Origin of the sequence: Streptomyces sp. NPDC096324 (assembly GCF_044763015.1) — a bacterium.
GTDB lineage: Bacteria > Actinomycetota > Actinomycetes > Streptomycetales > Streptomycetaceae > Streptomyces.
Genome location: NZ_JBIWFK010000001.1, coordinates 431,739 through 451,021, shown reverse-complemented (window position 1 = coordinate 451,021; position 19,283 = coordinate 431,739). Strand labels below are relative to the sequence as shown.

General features: G+C 70.9%; 14 protein-coding genes and 1 tRNA gene. 7 read left to right on the top strand and 8 right to left on the bottom strand.

The annotated features are described in order from the left end of the window. Window positions 1-102: 102 nt before the first annotated feature. A complete protein-coding gene (locus ACIQ7M_RS01890; protein WP_403638714.1) occupies window positions 103-792 on the top strand; it encodes a GntR family transcriptional regulator in 690 nt (229 codons plus the stop codon). Here the strand turns inward: ACIQ7M_RS01890 and ACIQ7M_RS01885 are convergent. Together ACIQ7M_RS01885 and ACIQ7M_RS01880 are read right to left on the bottom strand one after the other, a co-directional pair. Continuing rightward, entirely contained in the window at window positions 753-1,631 is an 879-nt protein-coding gene (locus ACIQ7M_RS01885; RefSeq protein ID WP_403638712.1) for an acyl-CoA dehydrogenase family protein, read from the bottom strand. The genes ACIQ7M_RS01890 and ACIQ7M_RS01885 overlap by 40 nt on opposite strands. 132 nt (window positions 1,632-1,763) lie before the next feature. After that, a complete protein-coding gene (locus ACIQ7M_RS01880) occupies window positions 1,764-2,318 on the bottom strand; it encodes a beta-class carbonic anhydrase (protein WP_403638710.1) in 555 nt (184 codons plus the stop codon). 523 nt (window positions 2,319-2,841) lie between these two features. On the opposite strand from ACIQ7M_RS01880, the gene ACIQ7M_RS01875 reads away from it, so the two are divergent. Then, window positions 2,842-3,711 (top strand): ABC transporter substrate-binding protein, encoded by an 870-nt coding sequence (locus ACIQ7M_RS01875; RefSeq protein ID WP_403638708.1) that lies wholly within the window; start codon window positions 2,842-2,844, stop codon window positions 3,709-3,711. 64 nt (window positions 3,712-3,775) lie between these two features. On the opposite strand, the gene ACIQ7M_RS01870 is transcribed toward ACIQ7M_RS01875, so the two are convergent. Further along, the gene (locus ACIQ7M_RS01870) at window positions 3,776-6,544 is read right to left on the bottom strand and encodes a SpoIIE family protein phosphatase (protein WP_403638706.1); all 2,769 of its coding nucleotides are present in this window, start codon (window positions 6,542-6,544) and stop codon (window positions 3,776-3,778) included. Window positions 6,545-6,699: 155 nt separating this feature from the next. Further along, a complete protein-coding gene (locus ACIQ7M_RS01865; protein ID WP_386982928.1) occupies window positions 6,700-7,446 on the bottom strand; it encodes an SGNH/GDSL hydrolase family protein in 747 nt (248 codons plus the stop codon). A gap of 225 nt (window positions 7,447-7,671) precedes the next feature. Between ACIQ7M_RS01865 and ACIQ7M_RS01860 the strand changes: the two genes are divergently transcribed. Both ACIQ7M_RS01860 and ACIQ7M_RS01855 read left to right on the top strand, forming a co-directional pair. Continuing rightward, window positions 7,672-8,286 carry a 2'-5' RNA ligase family protein gene (locus ACIQ7M_RS01860; protein WP_403638704.1) on the top strand — a complete coding sequence of 205 codons (615 nt, stop codon included), beginning with the start codon at window positions 7,672-7,674 and terminating at the stop codon, window positions 8,284-8,286. Between the two features lie 410 nt (window positions 8,287-8,696). Further along, window positions 8,697-9,893: an Ig-like domain-containing protein gene (locus ACIQ7M_RS01855; protein ID WP_403638702.1), complete on the top strand. Its 1,197-nt coding sequence runs from the start codon at window positions 8,697-8,699 to the stop codon at window positions 9,891-9,893. Window positions 9,894-10,080: 187 nt separating this feature from the next. Here ACIQ7M_RS01855 and ACIQ7M_RS01850 read toward each other — a convergent pair. Next, window positions 10,081-10,165: transfer RNA gene (locus ACIQ7M_RS01850), tRNA-Leu, on the bottom strand. Window positions 10,166-10,306: 141 nt separating this feature from the next. On the opposite strand from ACIQ7M_RS01850, the gene ACIQ7M_RS01845 reads away from it, so the two are divergent. Next, window positions 10,307-11,638, top strand: a complete 1,332-nt coding sequence (locus tag ACIQ7M_RS01845) for a DUF2254 domain-containing protein (RefSeq protein WP_403638700.1) — start codon at window positions 10,307-10,309, stop codon at window positions 11,636-11,638. 153 nt (window positions 11,639-11,791) lie between these two features. Here ACIQ7M_RS01845 and ACIQ7M_RS01840 read toward each other — a convergent pair whose 3' ends face one another. The 3 genes from ACIQ7M_RS01840 to sucC form a co-directional block, all read right to left on the bottom strand. Continuing rightward, window positions 11,792-13,378 (bottom strand): aldehyde dehydrogenase family protein, encoded by a 1,587-nt coding sequence (locus ACIQ7M_RS01840; protein ID WP_403638698.1) that lies wholly within the window; start codon window positions 13,376-13,378, stop codon window positions 11,792-11,794. 154 nt (window positions 13,379-13,532) lie between these two features. Then, on the bottom strand, window positions 13,533-14,471 hold the full coding sequence (gene sucD, locus ACIQ7M_RS01835; protein WP_403638696.1) for a succinate--CoA ligase subunit alpha: 939 nt from the start codon (window positions 14,469-14,471) through the stop codon (window positions 13,533-13,535). Window positions 14,472-14,482: 11 nt separating this feature from the next. After that, on the bottom strand, window positions 14,483-15,613 hold the full coding sequence (gene sucC, locus ACIQ7M_RS01830) for an ADP-forming succinate--CoA ligase subunit beta (RefSeq protein WP_403638694.1): 1,131 nt from the start codon (window positions 15,611-15,613) through the stop codon (window positions 14,483-14,485). 167 nt (window positions 15,614-15,780) lie between these two features. Here sucC and frc point away from each other — a divergent pair, with 167 nt between their 5' ends. Further along, window positions 15,781-17,013: a formyl-CoA transferase gene (gene frc, locus ACIQ7M_RS01825; RefSeq protein ID WP_386982869.1), complete on the top strand. Its 1,233-nt coding sequence runs from the start codon at window positions 15,781-15,783 to the stop codon at window positions 17,011-17,013. A 1-nt stretch (window position 17,014) separates the two neighbouring features. After that, window positions 17,015-19,162, top strand: a complete 2,148-nt coding sequence (locus ACIQ7M_RS01820) for an acetate--CoA ligase family protein (RefSeq protein WP_403638691.1) — start codon at window positions 17,015-17,017, stop codon at window positions 19,160-19,162. Window positions 19,163-19,283: the final 121 nt, after the last annotated feature.

Sequence of the window (19,283 nt, the reverse complement as noted above, 5' to 3'; positions counted from 1 at the left end):
TACGAAAACCTGTATGCTGACGCAGCCGTCGGCAACCCTTTCGGCGGCCACCTCTTGGCAGAGCCGTCGGCCCCGCGGGCCCGGTGGCGGAACGGGGCTCCCATGCGTGAGGCACTCACGGCCGCCGCGACCCGGCGCGTCACCCGCCCGGCGCCGCTTCGGCAGGCGGTGTACGACGCCTTGACCGAGCTGATCGTCAACGGCTCCCTCAAGCCCGGCCAGCACCTCGTCGAGGCCGATCTCGCCGAGCATCTCGGGGTCAGTCGACAGCCCGTACGCGAGGCCCTGCAGCGGCTCCAGACCGACGGATGGGTCGATCTGCGCCCCGCGCAGGGAGCCTTCGTCCACTCTCCCACCGAGGAGGAGGCCGCCCAACTCCTCGGCGTCCGGGCGGTGTTGGAGACCTACTCGGCCCAACTCGCGGCCCAGCAGGCGAAGCCCGAGGATGTCGAAAGGCTCTGGGAGTTGCACCAGGAGGGTGTCGACGCCCTCGCCGCGAGCGACATCGAGCGGCTGGTCGCGGCCAACACCGCACTGCACACCTTGATCACCTCGATCGCCGACAACGCCGTCCTGGCCGAACTGATCGCGGGTGTCAGCCAGAAGGTGCGCTGGTACTACACGCCGATCGCGAGGCCACGCGGCAAGGAAGCCTGGAACGAACACGCCCAGCTCATCAGGGCCATCGCCAAGCGCGACTCCGACCGCGCCGGCGAGGTCATGCGCAAGCACACCGAGCGCACCACCGGCTTCTACCGCAAGCAGCTCGCCGCCGGGACGACCCAGGACTGACCGGAGGGGCGCCCGCGCGGGAGCGGAGCATTCGGCTCGGGTCCGGGTCCAGGTCCAGGTCCAGGTCCAGGTTCGGGTTCGGGTCCAGGTCCGGGTCCGGGGAGCGCGCCGGCTGCCGCCGCCGTCAGTTCCAGCAGCCACGGCCGCACGGTGCGCGTCAGGACGTCGAGCCCTCCACCGTCCCGTCCGAGCATCACGTCGGCGGGCACGAGCACCGGATCCGCGTACAGGGTGGAGGTGGCACTGCCCCTGGGTCCTCCCCCGCAGGGCCGGGCCGGGACGAACAGGTCCGAGGCCTGCGCCGGGACGACCCACAGCGTCAGACCGTCCCGCCCGGCGAGCGGCCTTGAGGACCAGAGGTAGCTGTCGGCCTCGCCCGCCGCGACCACCTGCCGCTTGCGGCCCCGCAGGGCGACCACGTCGGCGAAACGGGCGGCGACCGAACCGCACCTCCCGTACGAACTCTCGTGAGCCGCCTCGTACTTCGCCTCGTAGGGATCTTCGCCCAACGCCAGGCCGACGAGATGCCGCCCCGCGGCGACCTCCTCCCGCACCCAGGAACCGCCACGGGCCTCGATGGCGGCGACCGCGCCGAAGTGGGACGCGAGTACGGCGGCGGTCGCCGGGCAGACGCGGGCGGTCCGCGCGACCACGTCGGCGGCCTCGGACAGCCCGAGCCCGGCGCCGCCGGAATCCCGAGGGACGGTGAGACCGAGGAGTCCGGCGCGGCCGAAGGCCGACACCGCCTCACGGGGGAACCGGCCTTCTCCGGCCGTCAGTTCGGCGGCAGGCGCGACGAATGCGGCCAGGACGGACGAGAGAGAAGTGCGGTAGGACACGGGCCCCTCCTCGCGAACAGCATCCCCGAGAATTGCATACAGTATGTGGCCCGCAATCGCATCGCACCAGAGAGGCGGGACAGCGAATCCCGGCGAGCCCGCACCAACAGATCTGAACCCCGGTCCGCCCCCTCAGCCCCGCGGGTCGATCTCCCTCAGCAGCCCGGTCGTGACGTCGAAGACGAAGCCGCGGACATCGTCGGTGTGCGGAAGGAACGGTGACGTCCGCACCCGCTGCATCGACTGCCGTACGTCCTGGTCGACATCACGGAACGCCTCGACCGCCCAGGCCGGCCGCTGCCCGACCTCCATCTCCAGCTCGTGCCGGAACTCCTCGGTGATGCTCTCCAGACCACAGCCGGTGTGGTGGATGAGTATGACGCTGCGCGTCCCGAGCGCACGCTGACTGATCGTCAGGGACCGGATGGCGTCGTCGGTGACGACACCGCCCGCGTTGCGCACGGTGTGGCAGTCGCCCAGGTGGAGACCGAGCGCGGCATGCAGATCGATGCGGGCGTCCATGCAGGCCACGACGGCGACACGCTGAACCGGTCGCGCGTCCCTGCCCGGGTCCACGAACCCGGCGGCATAAGCGCGGTTGGCCGCCACGAGCCGGTCGATGACCGTCCCGTCACCCGGAAGACGGTCGAGGGACGGGGCGGGACGACGGGATGCTGAAGTCGACATTGCGGGGGCTACCTCACTCCGGTCGATGACGGGAAGACCCCTACCCCGTCCATGTATGCGATATGCGATAGCCCGCGTTCTCGCCAACCCCTCGCGGAGCCGGCACGTGATCCAGCGGGAAGAAGCGGCGTCGGAGGCGCCGAAGGACCGCCGCACCGTCGTGCCGGACGTCCGGGAACTGACCCGCGCCTCCCGGCGGAGCATGGTCACCGCGTCGCGACGACCGAAAAGGGGCCATGCTCGCGCCGCCTTCCTTCGGTGGCGGAACGGCCCTGCCCGCCGGGGACGCACGGCGGTCGTCGACGGTGCTGTCGCCCGGCCCGCACGAACGGGCGCATGGCGCGCGCCTGGCCATCGAGCCGGCCGCCGACGCCGCGGTGGCCGTGCTGATCACGGCCACGGACCTTCGATCGACGAGTCGCGCGGCCTCACGCCGCACGGATGGCGACTCCAGAACGCGCGACGGCGGGTTCGGGGTGATTTATGGTGACTCAAGGAGGATGCCCCGACCGGAGGTGCAATGATGCGCGCCGCGGCAGCGATCGGCTCTCTGGCTGTCAGCGTGCTGCTCATCGCCGCGACATCGGCTTGCGACGAGGGCGAGTCGAAGTCGTCGAAGGCCACGTACGGGGACTGCGAGGTCTCAGGACACTACGGAGAGTTCCACCTGTCCCCCAAGACGGCGGGCGCCCTCACGGTCAAGACGACCCTGCCGGCCCCCGGCTGGTGGAACGGCGACACGCCCGACTCCGTCAAGAGCGGCTACGAGTACTGCATGGCCGCCAACATCGCCTACCGGTCCGGGCTCGACCACCTGAAGGTGGAGAACGCCCCCTTCCCCGAGGTCGTGTCCGGCCGGACCACGAACTTCGATCTGGCCCTGGCGCAGATCACGATCACCCCGGAACGGAGCAAGGTCGCCGCGTTCTCCCCGCCCTACCTCGACTCGACCCTGGGAGTGCTGATCAGGGACGACGAGAAGATCGACGAGAGCAACCTCCGTGACGTGCGTATCGGAGTGGCCGAGGGCACCACGGGCGAGGCGTTCGTCAAGAACCGCCTCAAGCCGACGAAGCCCGTCACCGCCTACGCCAACGACCCGGAGATGGTCACGGCGCTGGAGAAGGGCCGGATCGACGCGGTCGTCCACGACACCACGATCCTGCTGGCGTACCCACAGAAGCGGGAGGGCAGGGTGCGCATCGTGGGGCAGTACCGGACCGACCAGGGTTATGGCGCCCTGTACCCGAAGGGGTCACCGAACAAGAGCGAACTCGACCATGTGATCAAGCAGCTCATCGACGACGGGACGCTCGCCAAACTGTCCGTCGTCTACCTCGGGGCCGCCTTCGGCCAGGACCCGGACAAGATCCCGTTCTTCACGGTGAAGTAAGGCTCCTGACAGCTGCGGACCCTGCCGCACCGCGCGGCACGCGGCGGTCCGGTTCCAGCCCGTTTCACAACTCCGCCAGCAGGAGACTTCCCAGGTCCCCGGCGGCTCCGGCGTCGAGCGCCTGCTCAGCCCAGATGATCTTGCCCCGGTCGGTGTACCGGGTCCCCCAGCGGCGGGACATCTGCGCGACGAGGAACAGACCGCGCCCCCCTTCGTCGGTGAAGGCCGCGCGGCGCAGGTGCGGAGAGGTGCTGGTGCCGTCGGCGACCTCGCAGATCAGACTGTCGCGATCGCGCAGCAGCCGCAGGCTGATGGGGCTCCCGCCGTACCGGATGGCGTTCGTCACCAGTTCGCTGAGGATCAGCTCGGTCGTGAAGGCGGCCTCGCCGAGCCCCCAGGCCTCCAGCCGGCGGGTGGCCTCGGCGCGGATCCGCGAGACGGCCGCGGGGTCTTCCGGCACGTCCCACTCCGCGACCTGGTCCGGGTCGAGCAGCCGGGTGCGGGCGACGAGCAGGGCGACATCGTCGCTGGACCTGGTGCGCAGCATCGCGTCGAGCACCGCCTGGCAGGTGTCTTCGGGGCTGGTGCCGTCCGTATGGGCGAGCGCGTCCTTCAGCATGCCGAGCCCGGTGTCGATGTCACGTCCGCGGGCCTCGACCAGGCCGTCGGTGTAGAGGACCAGCCGGCTGTCGGCGGCCAGCCGGAGTTCGGCCGTCTCGACCGGCAGGCCCGCCCCCACGCCCAGGGGCGGGGCGACGGGGATGTCGGGGAAGGTCACGGAGCCGTCGGGCGAGACCAGCGCCGGACCGGGATGGCCGGCCCGTGCGATGACACACCGCCCGGTGACCGGATCGTAGACCGCGTACAGACAGGTGGCACCGGTGATGGCCTCCGCCGCCGCGTCCTCGTCGATCCGGGTGATCAGGTCGTCCAGGTGCCCGAGAATCTCCTCCGGAGGCAGGTCCAGGGCGGCGAAGTTGTGCACCGCCGTCCTCAGGCGCCCCATCGTCGCGGCCGCGTGCAGACCGTGTCCGACGACGTCGCCGACCACCAGCGCCACCCGGGCTCCCGGCAGCGGGATGACGTCGTACCAGTCGCCGCCCACCCCCGCCTGGGCCGGCAGGTACCGGTGTCCGACGTCCAGCGCGGACAGCTCGGGGAGCACGCCGGGCAGCAGGCTGCGCTGGAGGGTGACGGCCGTGATGTGCTCACGGGTGTAGCGGCGGGCGTTGTCGATGCACACGGCCGCCCGGGCGGCGAGTTCCTCGGCGGGGGACAGGTCGTCCGGCTCGAAGGGGTCCTGCTCCGAACGCCAGAACTCCACGACCCCAAGGAGTTGTCCCCGCGCCTGGAGCGGCACCGAGATCATGGAGTGGATGCCGTAGTCGATGATCCTCCCCGTCCGCACCGGGTCCTGGGCCCGCCATCCGTCGGCCGTGGCGAGGTGCTCCACGAGGACCGGCCGGCCGGTGACGATGCCGATGGCCACGGGGTTGCCCGGCACGTGGTGCATGCGCGTCCCGACGGGGGAGAGCGGCGCGTCGTCCCGGATGCCGGCCGCCGCGACGCGGTGCATCTCCATGTTCGACCCGGTCGGTTCGCCACCGTGGAGCACGGGGTCCACCAGCTCGATGGTGGCGAAGTCGGCGAAGCGCGGGACGGCCACCTCGGCCAGTTCCTCGGCGGTGCGCTTCACGTCGAGGGTGGTGCCGATCCGCGTGCTGGCCTCGTAGAGCAGTCGCAGGCGCCCGCCCGCCACGTCGGCCCGGCCCGCGAGGGCGCGCAGCTCCGTGGTGTCGCGCAGGGTGGCCACGCTGCCCCCCTTCGGGCCCACCGGCCGTACGTTGACCGCGAGCAGGGTGTCCCCGGCCAGGAAGACCTGGTCGGTGACGGCCTGGCCGGATCCCAGTAGCGCGGCGAGGGCCGGGCTCAGCCCGAGCGCGGTGACCGGCCTGCCCTCGGCCTCCGGCGGCAGTGCGAGCAGCCGGCGCGCCTCGTCGTTGGCCAGTTGCAGGGTGCCGTCACCGTCCAGAATGATCACGCCTTCACGGACCGCGTGCAGCACCGCGTCGTGGTGCTCGTACATACGGGTCATCTCCACCGGCCCCAGACCCGCGGTCTGGCGCCTCAAGCGCCCGCTCACCAGTGCGGACCCACCCGCCGCGAGTAGCAGCGCCACACCGCCGGCGGTGAAGATCACCGGCAGTTGGTTCTGGACCACGTTGGCCACCTTGTCCACCGTGACCCCCACGGTGATGAGGCCGACGACGGTCCCCTTCTCGTCGAAGACGGCCACCGTCGAGTCGACGGCCTTCCCGAGGCTGCTGTCGAACGTGGTCTGGTGGGGCTGGCCTCCGAGCGCCTCGCCGTAGGAGGTGGAGACGTGCTTGCCGATCTGGTCGGGGTCCGGGTGGGTCCACCGGAAGCCGTACGGGCTCAGTGCCACGACGTAGTCGACGCCGGTCTTCTTGCGCACCACCTCGGCATGGGGCTGGAGTGCCGCCGTGGGGTCCTTGCTCTTCATCGCCGCCGCGGTGCCCGGGGCGTTCGCGAACGTCTGGGCCACCGCCAGTGACCGGTCGCCGGCCTCCCGGATCGCGCGGTTGCGGTCCTGGAACACGAGCACCACCACGGCCGTGGCGATGAGCAGCAGGACGACCGCCAGTTGCAGCAGGAAGACCTGACCGGCGACGCTGCGCGGAGTCAGCAGCGACCGCACGCGCCGGCCGGCCGATCGGCGATGGGCCTCCGGGCCGGACTCCGGCGGCCCGGCCTTCGGCTGCACATGGTCGCCCCGTCGGCTCGCTGGGACATGTCGCCCTAGTTTGCCCATTTCATCAGTATCAGTGACTGCCCCGGCGGGCGCGGCTCAGGACAGGCCGATCCCGGGTTCCCGGTGCTCTCGCCGGGACGGCCGACCGGGGTCCGGCCCGCCGTCCGACGGCTGAGGTCCGGGGGCGAACCGGGCAGGCCCGCCCCCGGGGGAGGTCAGCTGTTGGCGTTGAGGACGGGGTAGTAGCCACTGGCGTGGCCCGTGGCAGTGGGGTGGTACGACTCCCAGCTCGGCGAGACCACCAGGGAGTGCAGCCAGCCGTCGCTGGAGCACAGCTCATGGCCGCCGAACGAGGTGCGGACGTCGCCGAAGACGAAGCCGTGGGCGGCGGCACGGCCGGCGATCACGCTGTCGATGACGTCCGACGCCTCGTCGATCTTGCTGTGCTTGGTGGCGCTGAGGCCGACGCAGAAGACGTTGAGCGTATACATGTGCGGGTAGCCGAGAACGACCACCTTGGCGTTGGGCGCCTTGGCGCGGATGGCGTCGTACGTGGCGTCCAGGCGGGCGGGGAGCGTGTTCCGGGCGTAGGTCTCGGCGGTGTTCACGCGATTGACGCAGTCGGTGTCCGAGCCGGTCACGCACGTGGTCATGACGTCCGAGAAGCCGGCGTCGTTGCCGCCGATGGTGAGAGAGACGAGTCCGGTGGAGGAGTTCAGAGGGGCGAGCTGGCTGTTCGTCACGTCGGTGGTGACCGCACCCGAGCAGGACGTGTCGGCGAACGAGGACGGTGCGTGCGCGTTTTTCCACAGGTAGGGGTAGGCACTGAGGCTGCGGTGGCAGCCTCCGCTCGAACTGTCGTAGTTCCCTGCGCCGTTGCCGGCCGAGTACGAGTCACCCAGCGCGACATAGGACGGTCCGGCGGCGTGCGCCGGACCGGTCAGCACCAGGCCGAACATCATCGCGAGACCGAAGGCGACAAGGGTGGATCGCAATTTGACGCGTCTCACAGGACCTCCCTGAGCGGGAAAGCTGGCCCTCATTTGATACAACGGACAACCACTTGACGGAAGTGTTCATGTCAAAATTGTTTCCGTATTCAACATCACGTTTGACGCCACGGAAACACGCCGAGGACCGGACGCGCGGCACCCTGGAGGAGGTGTGACGGCGGGAGAGGACGCGTGATGCGAACCGGCGACGAGATGCGGCGCTCGGCGGTGGCCTGGATTCCGCCCGCGGAGCTGTGGCCGTCGATCCAGGACATCCGCCGGGACTACGATCCGCAGATCCACCGCTGGCCGCCGCACGTCAACGTGCTCTTCCCCTTCGTGCCCGAGTCCGACTTCGAGCGGGCCGCCCCGCCGCTCGCCGCGGCGACGGCCGAGGCGCCGGTGTTCACCGCCCGGCTGGACGGGGTGCGGACCTTCCGGCACAGGGCGTACTCCACCGTGTGGCTCGACCCGGCAGCGGCCGGCACGGCACCCTGGGAGGACCTGTACCACCTGCTGCGGCAGCGGTTCCCGCTCGGCCATGGGCCCGCCAAGAACTTCACCCCGCATCTGTCCCTGGGCCGGACCCGGGATCCTCGGCGAGTCGGCGCCGACTGCGCCACCCGGCTCGACGCGATGACGGTGACGGTCTGGGAACTCGTCCTGCTCTCACGCAGGGGCCACGGGCCGATGCGGCCACGGGCCACGATCGCCCTGAGCACGGGCGAGATCCGGCTGCTGCCCGCACCCGGCCCCGAGGCGCCCGGCCCGGAGGACACGACTTGGCTCTCCGCGATCTCCGACCGGTGAGGTCAGGGCCCGGCGGCCGGGTGGCGGGCCGGGCACCGACTACTCCCTGCCACTCCCTCGTGACGGACCCGGCGCCGGTCGCCGGTCGCGCCGGTGTGGCGAGCCGGGCGCCGGTCACACCGACCCCCTCGCCTCCGTATCGCCATACGTACGACCTGAACCGATCGACATCGCTCCACGACCTGCACCGATCGACATCGCTCCACGACCTGCACCGATCGGCATCGCTCCATGGCCAGAACCGATCGGCGAGAGCGGTGAGCCTCGCCACAATCCACCCAATAAATCGGACTAATGCGCAAAAATGCTTCTTTGAAGCTGATTGCCCCTTGGCGATCGGCCGGGGGATTCGACGACCAGCGGCATGGGAGAAGCGTTTGATCACCGTAAGCAAGCGACGCACCGGGCTGATGGCTACGGCTGGAGCACTCGCGCTCACGGCGCTGGGCGGTACCAGTTACGCGGCCACCAACGACACCGGGGCTCACCCGGAAACGCGGACACAGACCCAGGCACCTCAGACGGACGCCCAGGACGTCTCCGACGCCCGAATAGGGATCACGCCCGGGCAAGGAGTCCACAGCCTCGGGGTCAACGACCCCGTGAACGTCACCGTCAGCGACGGCAGGCTCACCAAGGTGACCATGACCGCCGTCGCGACCGGCACCGAGGTTCAGGGCACCCTGTCCGCGGACGGCACGTCCTGGAAGGCGAACGGCCCGCTGAAGCAGGCCACCCGATACCAGGTCGCCGCGGAGGCCGTGGACGCGAAGGGCCGCGCCGCCACCGAGAACGCCACGATCTCCACGGCCTCCCCGGCCAACGACTTCCTCGGGCACCTCTCCCCCGAGAACGGCTCGACCGTCGGCGTGGGCATGCCGGTGTCCTTCAACTTCGACAAGGCGATCGGCGACAAGGCCGCCATGGAGTCGAGGATCCAGGTCAGCACCAGCAGCGGCGAGCAGGTCGTCGGTCACTGGCTCAACAACAGCCGCCTGGACTTCCGCCCCGAGCACTACTGGAAGCCCGGCTCCACCGTCACCGTCGACATGAGCCTCGACGGCGTCCAGAAGACGGTCACGTTCAAGATCGGCCGGAGCCAGATCAGCACCGTCGACGCCAAGACGAAGCAGATGACCGTCAAGCGGGACGGCAAGACGATCAAGACCATCCCGATCTCGTCCGGCAGCGCCGAGCACCCGACGTACAACGGTCAGATGGTCATCTCCGAGAAGTACCGGAAGATCCACATGAACGGTGCGACGGTCGGCCTCACGGAGAAGGACGGCAAGCCCTCGTACGACATCAAGGCCGTGCCGCACGCCATGCGTCTGACCGCCTCGGGCACGTTCATCCACGGCAACTACTGGGGCGGCGACTCGGTCTTCGGCAAGGTCAACACCAGCCACGGCTGCGTCGGCCTGAAGGACGTCAGGAACGCCGGCAACGGCAAGATGCCGGCCGCGTGGTTCTTCGACAACTCGCTGACCGGTGACGTCGTGATCGTCAAGAACTCCGCGGACAAGGCCACGGTGGCCCCGGACAACGGCCTCAGCGACTGGAACATGCCGTGGAGCCAGTGGGTCTCGGGCAGCGCGTCGAACTGACGCCACGCCCTTCGCGCACGCGAACCTGAATCCCCTCCGCCGGGCGGCGGCCGGCAAACCACCGGCCGCCGCCCGCGGTGCCGGGGAGGCTCGGACGGCCCCGCCCCGGGGAGCCCTTGAGCCGGGAAACGCAACGAGGACCTCGACCGTCAGGTCGGGGTCCTCGTTCGTGTATCGCTACACAGTGTGTCCGAGGGGGGACTTGAACCCCCACGCCCGATAAAGGGCACTAGCACCTCAAGCTAGCGCGTCTGCCATTCCGCCACCCGGACAAGGTGTCTGCCGCCTGGCCGGGGGTGTTCCCCGCGGCGACATGGATAACAATACCAAGCTTTCGGAGTGCCTTTCACCTGCATATCCACCCCCCGGAGCGGGTCCGCGGAGCGAGGTGGGGGTGCGCCTACAGTCGCACCATGGGTGACTGGATGACTACCGGCGGTCTGCGGGAAGGGCGGCGGCCGAGAGCGCTGTCGCCGTGGCGGGAGCATCTGCGGGACACGTTCTGGTTCGCGCCCATCGCGGCCATGGTGCTGGTCTTCGTGGTGTGGGCGGCGGCGTCCGCGGCCGACACCGCGATCGTCGACGCGCTGCACGACGCGCGCGACTACGGCACCCTCGACGATCTGCTGCGTCTGGCCGACGACGCGAAGGCCGTGGTGACCGTGGTCAGCTCGGCGATGATGACCTTCATCGGCGTGGTCTTCAGCATCTCGCTGGTCGCCGTGCAGATGGCGAGCGGGCAGTTCAGTCCGCGCGTGGTGCGGATCTTCGTACGGAGCCGGATCACCAAGGCCACCTTCGCGGTGTTCCTCGCCACGTTCCTGCTGTCGCTCCTCGTGCTGACCTCGTACGAGGGGCAGGCCGAGGCGATGTACGTGACCTCGATCCCCCTGGTGCAGTCGGTGCTGACGCTCACCATGCTGGGGCTGAGCCTGCTGCTCTTCGTGCTGTACGTGAACCAGACCCTGCGGCTCATGCGCATCAGCCATGTCATCGACCGCATCACGCGCGAGGCGTTCAAGGTGGTCGCGCGCATGCCCGTGGCCCGCTCGACCGGCGAGGAGGACACGCTCGGGCCCGAGACCGCCCGGGTCGTCCACCACGGGCGGGCCGGCGTTCTGCGGGACGTGAACATCGCCCGGCTGGTGCGGGCGGCCGGGAAGGAGGACGTCGTGCTGCGGCTGCTCCCGCGGATCGGGGACTTCGTCGTACCGGGCACTCCGCTGTTCGCCGTCCACGGAGGTCCCGCCCCGGCCGGGCGGTCGCTGAGCTACACCGTGTCCGTCGGGGTGGACCGCACCTTCCACCAGGACTTCGCGTTCGGACTGCGCCAGCTCGCCGACATCGGGCTGCGGGCGCTGTCGGCCGCGGTGAACGACCCGACCACGGCCGTGCAGGCGATCGACCGCATCGTGCAGTTCCTGGCAGCCGTCGCCGGCCGGCCCCTCGACACCGCTCTCCACCGGGACCGGCGCGGGAACGTACGGCTGGTGCAGCCCGTGCCGGGCTGGACGGAGCTGGTCGATCTCGGGTTCGCGGAGATCCGGGGCTGCGCGGTGGGCACTCCGCAGGTCACCCGGCGCCTCGTCGCCGGCCTGGACGATCTCGCCGCGATCGCCCCCGAGGACCGCCGGGAGCCCCTGCTCCGCCATCGCGCCCTGCTCGTCGAGGCCGTCGAGCGTTCGGTACCCGAGCCCTCGGACCGCGCCTTCGCGCTGCGCCCGGACCGGCAGGGCATCGGCTGACCGACCGGAACGGCATGACCTTGCGTGGCACCGCATGCATGGCGGCACGGTGCGGTGTCGGGCAGCCGGACCGGCCGGTGGGACACCGCCTCGGCGACCGGCCCCGGAGCGCCGGGCCGCCCACGGGGCGCCGCGTCACCGCCCCCGCCGCGCTCACGGCATCAAGTGGTACTCCGGGAAGTTCCCCGGCAACCGCTCCCCCGCAGGGCCCCGGGTCACCGCTCGCACCAGGAGTTCCCCGCCCACGAACGCGCCGCGCCACGACGCGCCGAAGCCGCCGAAGAGTTCGTCGCGGTCGCCGCGGGAGCGGGGCCTGCCGTGGCCGACCTTGAAGGCGCGGATCTGGGGGGCCAGCCGGGCGTACGTCGCCTCGTCGTCCGTGGACAGGGTGGCGACCAGCGCCCCGTTCGAGGCGTTCATCGCGGCGAGCAGTTCGGCCTCGGTGTCGACCAGGACGATCGTGTCGACCGGGCCGAAGGGTTCCGCGTGGTGCAGCGGTGAGGAGGGGGGCGGATTGAGGAGCGTCACGGGCCGGACGTACGCCGCGGTGTCCTGGCCGGGCAGGAAGCGGGCGTCGGACGGCTTGCCGCGGTACAGCGGGACCGCGCCCCGGTCGATGGCCTCGGCGACCTGGTCGTTCAGCTCCTTGGCCTTGGCCGCGTTGATGACCGGGCCGAAGTCCAGCGAGGGATACGGGTCGCCGGGCCGCTCGACGGCCAGTGGGTGACCGGTGCGCAGGGTGCGGACGGCCGGCAGGTACGCGGCGAGGAAGTCGTCGAAGAGCTCGCGCTGGACGACGAAGCGCGGGTAGGCGGTACAGCGCTGCTTGCCGTAGTCGAAGAGCTTGGGAACGACCGCCGTGAGTGCGTCCCAGTCGCTGTGGTTCCAGACGCCCCAGGTGTTGAGCCCCTCCTGTTCGAGGACGTGGCGCTTGCCGAGGTCGGCAACGGCGGTGGCCACCGCGGCGCCGGCGTCCCGGCCGCCGACGAAGGAGACACAGCCGATCTCGGGCGCGCGCACGAGCGCCTCCGACAGCTCGCTCCCGCTGCCGCTGACCAGGGTGAGGGGGATGCCTTCGCGTACGGCGAGCGCGCAGGCCAGGGTGAGACACGCGACCCCGCCGTCGGTCGGGGTCTTGGCGATGACCGCGTTGCCCGCCAGCGCCTGCACCAGCATCGCGTGGACGAGGACGCTCATCGGGTAGTTCCAGCTCGCGATGTTGGAGACGGGTCCGTCGAGCGGGGTCCTGCCCTCCAGCATGGGTTCGATGCCGTCGACGTACCAGCGCACTCCGTCGATCGCGCGGTCCACGTCGGCCTGGGCGAGTCGCCAGGGCTTGCCGATCTCCCAGACGAGCAGGAGCGCGAGCAGTTCACGGTGTTCGGTGAGGGCGTCGAGGGCGGCCGCCACACGGGCCCGGCGTTCGGTGAGGGGCACGTGCCGCCAGGCGCGGTGCTGGTCGAGCGAGGCACGGACGGCCGCCCGGGCGGTGGCGCCGTCGAGGCGTGGGGGTCCCGCGACGGGTCCGCCGTCGACGGGGCTGGTGGCGGGCAGGGCCCGGCCGTCGGCCTGCCAGCCGGAGTTCCAGAGGTTGAGCACCCGGTCGTCGCGGAACGCCTCGGGGGCGACGGCGAGGGACCGCCGCCAGGCGTCGGTCCAGGACGTGCCGGACTTGAGGACGAGGGGGGCGGGGGCGTCGGGGCCGCGACGGGGCGGCGGGGTGGGGTCGGGGGTGGTCACGCGTGTCTCCGCTCTCGGTGCACAGTCGGGGGCGGGGGGCCCGGCCCTGCCGGACGGCAGGTCGTACGGGCCCTCGCGAACAGTCGTCGCGTACGTAAGGGAACAAGGAAAGGGAAGGCGGTGAGCGTGGGCGGCTTCCGGCAGTCACCTCGGATCAACTATGGGTGACATCACTCGGAGTCGCTCGCTCCGCCAGCCGGGCGAGGACCAGCCGGGCCGTCTCGGTCGGGGTTCCGCCGACCTGGACCCCGGCCGTCTCCAGGGCCTTCCTCTTGGCCTCGGCGGTGCCCGAGGAGCCGGAGACGATGGCGCCGGCGTGGCCCATGGTCCGGCCCTCGGGGGCGGTGAATCCGGCGATGTAGCCGACGACGGGCTTGGTGACGTGATCGCGTATGTACGCGGCCGCCCGTTCCTCGGCGTCGCCGCCGATCTCCCCGATGAGAACGATCAGCTCGGTGTCGGGGTCCTTCTCGAAGGCCGCCAGACAGTCGATGTGCGAGGTGCCGACGACGGGGTCGCCGCCGATGCCCACGCAGGTCGAGAAGCCGATGTCCCTGAGCTCGTGCATGAGTTGGTAGGTGAGGGTGCCGGACTTGGAGACCAGACCGATGCTCCCCGGGCCGGTGATGTCGGCGGGGACGATGCCCGCGTTCGCCTGTCCGGGGGAGATGAGGCCGGGGCAGTTGGGGCCGATGACGCGGGTCCCGCGGGCGGCGGCATGCACGCAGAAGGCGACGGAGTCGTGGACGGGGATGCCCTCGGTGATGACGACGGCGAGCGCGATCCCGGCGTCGGCGGCCTCCAGCACGGCCGCGCGGGCGAAGGCGGGCGGCACGAACACGACGCTCACGTCGGCTCCCGTCGCCTCGATCCCCTCGCGCACCGACCCGAAGACGGGGACGGTCCTCGGGGCCGCGCTCCCGCCCTCGGGACCGGGGAGGTCGAACTCCACGGTCAGACCGGCCTTGCGCGGATTGACGCCGCCGACGACGTCGGTGCCGGCGGCGAGCATGCGCCGGGTGTGCCGCATGCCCTCGGCGCCGGTCATGCCCTGGACGAGGACCTTGGACTCCTGGGTGAGAAAGACGGCCATGTCCCGCTCCTTCAGCTTGTGTGGGCCAGTCGGGCGGCCAGGCGGGCGGCGGCGTCCATGGTCGCGGCCTGGTGCACCAGGGGGTGTGCCCGGTCGCCGAGGACGGCGCGGCCCCGGGCCGCGTTGTTGCCGTCGAGCCGGACCACGATCGGTTTGGTCGGCCGTACGGCGTCCAGGGCCCGCACGATGCCGTCGGCGACGGCGTCGCAGGCGGTGATTCCGCCGAAGACGTTGACGAGGACGGACCTGACGCCGGGGTCGGACAGGACGACGGACAGTCCGTCGGACATGATCCGCGCGGAGGCCCCGCCGCCGATGTCGAGGAAGTTGGCGGGGCGGGCGCCGCTTGCGGCGACCACGTCGAGCGTCGCCATGACGAGGCCAGCGCCGTTGCCGATGACACCCACCTCGCCGTCCAGTTTCACGTAGTTGAGGCCCTTGGCGGCGGCCGCGGCCTCCAGCGGGTCCTCGTGCGAGGCCTCCTGCCCGTCCCAACGCGCCTGGCGGTAGCGGGCGTTGCCGTCGAGCGTGACCTTGCCGTCCAGGGCCACGAGTTGCCCCTGGGCGGTGCGGACGAGGGGGTTCACCTCGACGAGGAGGGCGTCCTCGCTGACGAGGACCTGCCAGAGCCGGACGAGGACGTCGGCGGTGCGCGGTGGCAGTCCGGCCGCCCGGACGATCTCGGCGGCCTTCTCCGGGGTGACGCCCTCCGCGGGGTCCACGGGTACGCGCGTCACCGCCTCCGGCCTGGTCGCCGCCACCTCCTCGATCTCGGTGCCGCCCTCGGCGGAGGCGATCGCGAGGAAGCGGCCGGCGGCACGGTCGAGGACGTACGAGACGTAGAACTCGGCCTCGATGTCCACGGGTCGGGCGAGCATGACCGTGCGGACCGGGTGGCCCTTGATGGTCATGGAGAGGATCTCGCGCGCCGTGCGTTCGGCGGCGTCCGGGTCCTCGGCGAGCCGCACTCCGCCCGCCTTGCCGCGCCCGCCCGTTTTCACCTGGGCCTTGACGACGGCCCGGCCGCCGAGCCGGCGGGCGATGTCGCGCGCCCCGCCGGGCGAGTCGGTGACCTCGGCTGGAGGCACCAAAAGCCCGTGTTCCGCGAAGAGTTGACGCGCTTGATGTTCGTACAGGTCCACGATTCGGCTCCTGCTCTGAAAGTGGTGCGCGACCCCTGGACATCACCCATCGGATGCGGGATAACCATCTTCATACAGTATTCGTCGACTGTATGCAATGTACGAACTTGGCCCCGCCCGCCGCAGCGACGGGGGCGGCTCACGGCGACAGACAAGTGAGGTGACCTGTGACGACCAAGGCTCTCGAAGGCATCCGGGTCCTGGACATGACGCACGTTCAGTCCGGCCCCTCGGCGACCCAGTTGATGGCATGGCTCGGCGCCGACGTGGTCAAACTCGAGGCGCCGAGCGGTGACATCACCCGCACCCAACTGCGGGACATCCCGGACGCCGACTCGCTCTACTTCACCATGCTCAACAGCAACAAGCGCAGCATCACCCTCAACACCAAGACCGAGCGCGGCAAACAGCTCCTGACCGAGCTGATCCGCCGCTCCGACGTCCTGGTGGAGAACTTCGGCCCCGGCGCGATCGACCGCATGGGCTTCACCTGGGACCGTATCCGCGAGATCAACCCGCGGATCGTGTACGCCTCCATCAAGGGCTTCGGGGACGGCCCTTACACCGACTTCAAGGCGTACGAGGTGGTCGCGCAGGCCATGGGCGGCTCCATGGCCACCACCGGGTTCGAGGACGGGCCGCCGATGGCCACCGGCGCCCAGATCGGCGACTCGGGCACGGGCGTCCACGCCGTCGCCGCCGTCCTCGCCGCGCTGCTCCAGCGCACCCGCACCGGACGCGGCCAGCGCGTCAACGTGGCCATGCAGCACGCCGTCCTCAACCTCTGCCGGGTCAAGCTGCGCGACCAGCAGCGCCTGGCCCACGGGCCGCTCGCCGAGTACCCCAACGACGACTTCGGCGACGAGGTCCCCCGCTCGGGCAACGCCTCCGGCGGCGGCCAGCCCGGCTGGGCCGTCAAGTGCGCGCCCGGCGGCCCCAACGACTACGTCTACGTGATCGTCCAGCCCACCGGCTGGAAACCGATCACCCGGCTGATCGGCCGCCCCGAACTGGCCGACGACCCCGGCTGGGCCACCCCGCGGGCCCGGCTGCCCAGGCTCGCCAAGATGTTCCAGCTCATCGAGGAATGGACCACGACATTGCCCAAATGGCAGGTGCTGGAGCAGCTCAACGCCGAGAGCATCCCGTGCGGACCGATCCTGTCCACCAAGGAGATCATCGAGGACGCCTCGCTCGCCGCGAACGACATGGTCGTCGAGGTCGCGCACCCCGAGCGCGGCTCGTACGTCACCGTCGGCAGCCCGCTCAAACTCTCCGACTCCCCCGTCGACATCACCGCCTCCCCGCTGCTCGGTGAGCACAACGAGGAGATCTACATCGGCGAACTCGGCCTCGGCGACGAGGAATTGCGGCTTCTCCGAACGGGCGGGGTGATCTGAGGTGACCGCTCAGGACCGGGTGGCACGGGTGCGGGCGCTCCTCGACGGCGTACGGCGCGAGGGACGCACCGCGCTGACGGCACCCGAGGGCAAGCGGATCGCCGACGCCTACGGGATCGCCGTGCCCGGCGAGGAGACCGCCCGCGACGAGGACGAGGCGGTGACCCACGCGGAACGGTTCGGCGGCCCCGTCGTGATGAAGATCGTCTCCCCCGACATCCTGCACAAGACCGACGCGGGCGGGGTGCTGGTCGGTGTCGAGGGCGAAGCGGACGTACGGGCCGCTTTCCGCACGATCGTCGACAACGCCCGTGCGTACGACGCCCGCGCGCGTATCGACGGTGTCCAGGTGCAGGAGCTGATCCCGCCCGGGCAGGAGGTCATCGTCGGCGCGGTGACCGACCCGACCTTCGGCAAGGTCGTCGCCTTCGGACTCGGCGGTGTGCTCGTCGAGGTGCTCAAGGACGTCACCTTCAGGCTCGCTCCCGTGGACGCCGACGAGGCACTGTCGATGCTCGACTCGATCCGCGCGGCACAGATCCTGCGCGGGGTGCGGGGCGGTCCGGCGGTGGACCGGGCGGCCCTCGCCGAGCAGATCCGCCGGGTCTCCGAACTCGTCACGGACTTCCCCGAGATCGCCGAGGTGGACCTCAACCCGGTGATCGCGACCCCGCGCGGCGCGATCGCGGCGGACATCCGCGTGATCCTCGGCGCGAGCACCCCGGCCGCGCGGCGCCGGTACACCCGTGAGGAGATCCTCGCCTCCATGGACCGGCTGATGCGGCCGAGGTCGATCGCCGTGATCGGCGCCTCCGACGTCCCGGGCAAGATCGGCCACGCCGTGCTGCGCAACCTCGTCGACGGAGGCTTCGCGGGCGAGATCCACCCGGTGAACCCCAGGGCCGACGACATCCAGGGCCGCAAGGCCTACGCGAGTGTCACGGACATCCCCGGCGAGGTGGACGTCGCGGTCTTCGCCGTCCCCGCCCGGGCGGTGCCACGCGTCCTGGAGGAGGCCGGACGCAAGAACATCCCCAACGCGGTCCTGATCCCCTCCGGTTTCGCGGAGACCGGCGAACAGGCGCTCCAGGACGAGATCACGGCCATCGGCGAGCGGTACGGCATCCGGCTGCTCGGTCCGAACATCTACGGCTACTACTCGACCTGGCAGGACGTGTGCGCCACGTTCTGCACGCCCTACGACGTGAAGGGCGGTGTCGCGCTCTCCTCGCAGTCCGGTGGAATCGGCATGGCCGTGCTGGGGTTCGCCCGGACCACGAACACGGGCGTCTCGGCGATCGTCGGGCTCGGCAACAAGGCGGACCTGGACGAGGACGACCTGCTCACCTGGTTCGGCGAGGACCCGCACACCCGGTGCGTGGCGATGCACCTGGAGGACCTCAAGGACGGCCGCGCCTTCGTGGAGGCGGCCCGGGCCACCGTCCCGAAGAAGCCCGTCGTCGTCCTGAAGGCGGGGCGGACCGCCGCCGGCGCGCGGGCCGCGGGCTCGCACACCGGAGCCCTGGCGGGCGACGACGCCGTGTACGACGACATCCTCAGGCAGGCCGGGGTCATCAGGGCTCCCGGGCTGATCGACATGCTGGAGTACGCGCGCGCCCTGCCGGTGCTGCCCGCTCCCCGGGGCGACAACGTCGTGATCATCACCGGCGCGGGCGGCAGCGGTGTGCTGCTGTCCGACGCGATCACCGACAACGGGCTGTCCCTGATGGAGATCCCGCCGGACCTCGACGCCTCCTTCCGGGAGTTCATCCCGCCCTTCGGGGCCGCGGGCAACCCGGTGGACATCACGGGCGGCGAGCCGCCGTCGACGTACGAGGCGACGATCCGGCTCGGTCTGGAGGACCCGCGCGTCCACGCGCTCGTCCTCGGCTACTGGCACACCGTCGTCACCCCTCCTCTCGTGTTCGCCGAGCTCACCGCGCGCGTGGTGGCCGAATTCCGCGAACGCGGCATCGAGAAGCCCGTGGTGGCGTCGCTCGCGGGTGACGTCGAGGTCGAGGAGGCGTGCCGGTACCTGTTCGAGCGGGGGGTCGTGGCCTACCCGTACACCACCGAGATGCCGGTGGCCGTCCTCGGCGCGAAGTACCGCTGGGCGCGTGCGGCGGGCCTGTTGGGGGGTCGTTCATGACATGAGGACGCGGGGGGCCGGCCGACGGTGCGCGTCGGCCGCCCCCGGGACCCGTGAGCGCACGAAAGGCATGTGGCAGGGGGCGCTGACCAGATCTTTCGACGCAAGGGGATCTCGATCG

What these genes read in the sequence shown, in the direction of transcription:
- ACIQ7M_RS01855 (WP_403638702.1), top strand. Translation starts at nt 8,697, where the DNA reads ATGGCTACGGCTGGAGCACTCGCGCTCACGGCGCTGGGCGGTACCAGT.
- sucD (WP_403638696.1), bottom strand. Translation starts at nt 14,471, where the DNA reads ATGGCCGTCTTTCTCACCCAGGAGTCCAAGGTCCTCGTCCAGGGCATG.
- ACIQ7M_RS01845 (WP_403638700.1), top strand. Translation starts at nt 10,307, where the DNA reads ATGGGTGACTGGATGACTACCGGCGGTCTGCGGGAAGGGCGGCGGCCG.
- ACIQ7M_RS01880 (WP_403638710.1), bottom strand. Translation starts at nt 2,318, where the DNA reads ATGTCGACTTCAGCATCCCGTCGTCCCGCCCCGTCCCTCGACCGTCTT.
- ACIQ7M_RS01870 (WP_403638706.1), bottom strand. Translation starts at nt 6,544, where the DNA reads ATGGGCAAACTAGGGCGACATGTCCCAGCGAGCCGACGGGGCGACCAT.
- ACIQ7M_RS01865 (WP_386982928.1), bottom strand. Translation starts at nt 7,446, where the DNA reads ATGATGTTCGGCCTGGTGCTGACCGGTCCGGCGCACGCCGCCGGACCG.
- ACIQ7M_RS01860 (WP_403638704.1), top strand. Translation starts at nt 7,672, where the DNA reads ATGCGAACCGGCGACGAGATGCGGCGCTCGGCGGTGGCCTGGATTCCG.
- ACIQ7M_RS01875 (WP_403638708.1), top strand. Translation starts at nt 2,842, where the DNA reads ATGCGCGCCGCGGCAGCGATCGGCTCTCTGGCTGTCAGCGTGCTGCTC.
- ACIQ7M_RS01890 (WP_403638714.1), top strand. Translation starts at nt 103, where the DNA reads ATGCGTGAGGCACTCACGGCCGCCGCGACCCGGCGCGTCACCCGCCCG.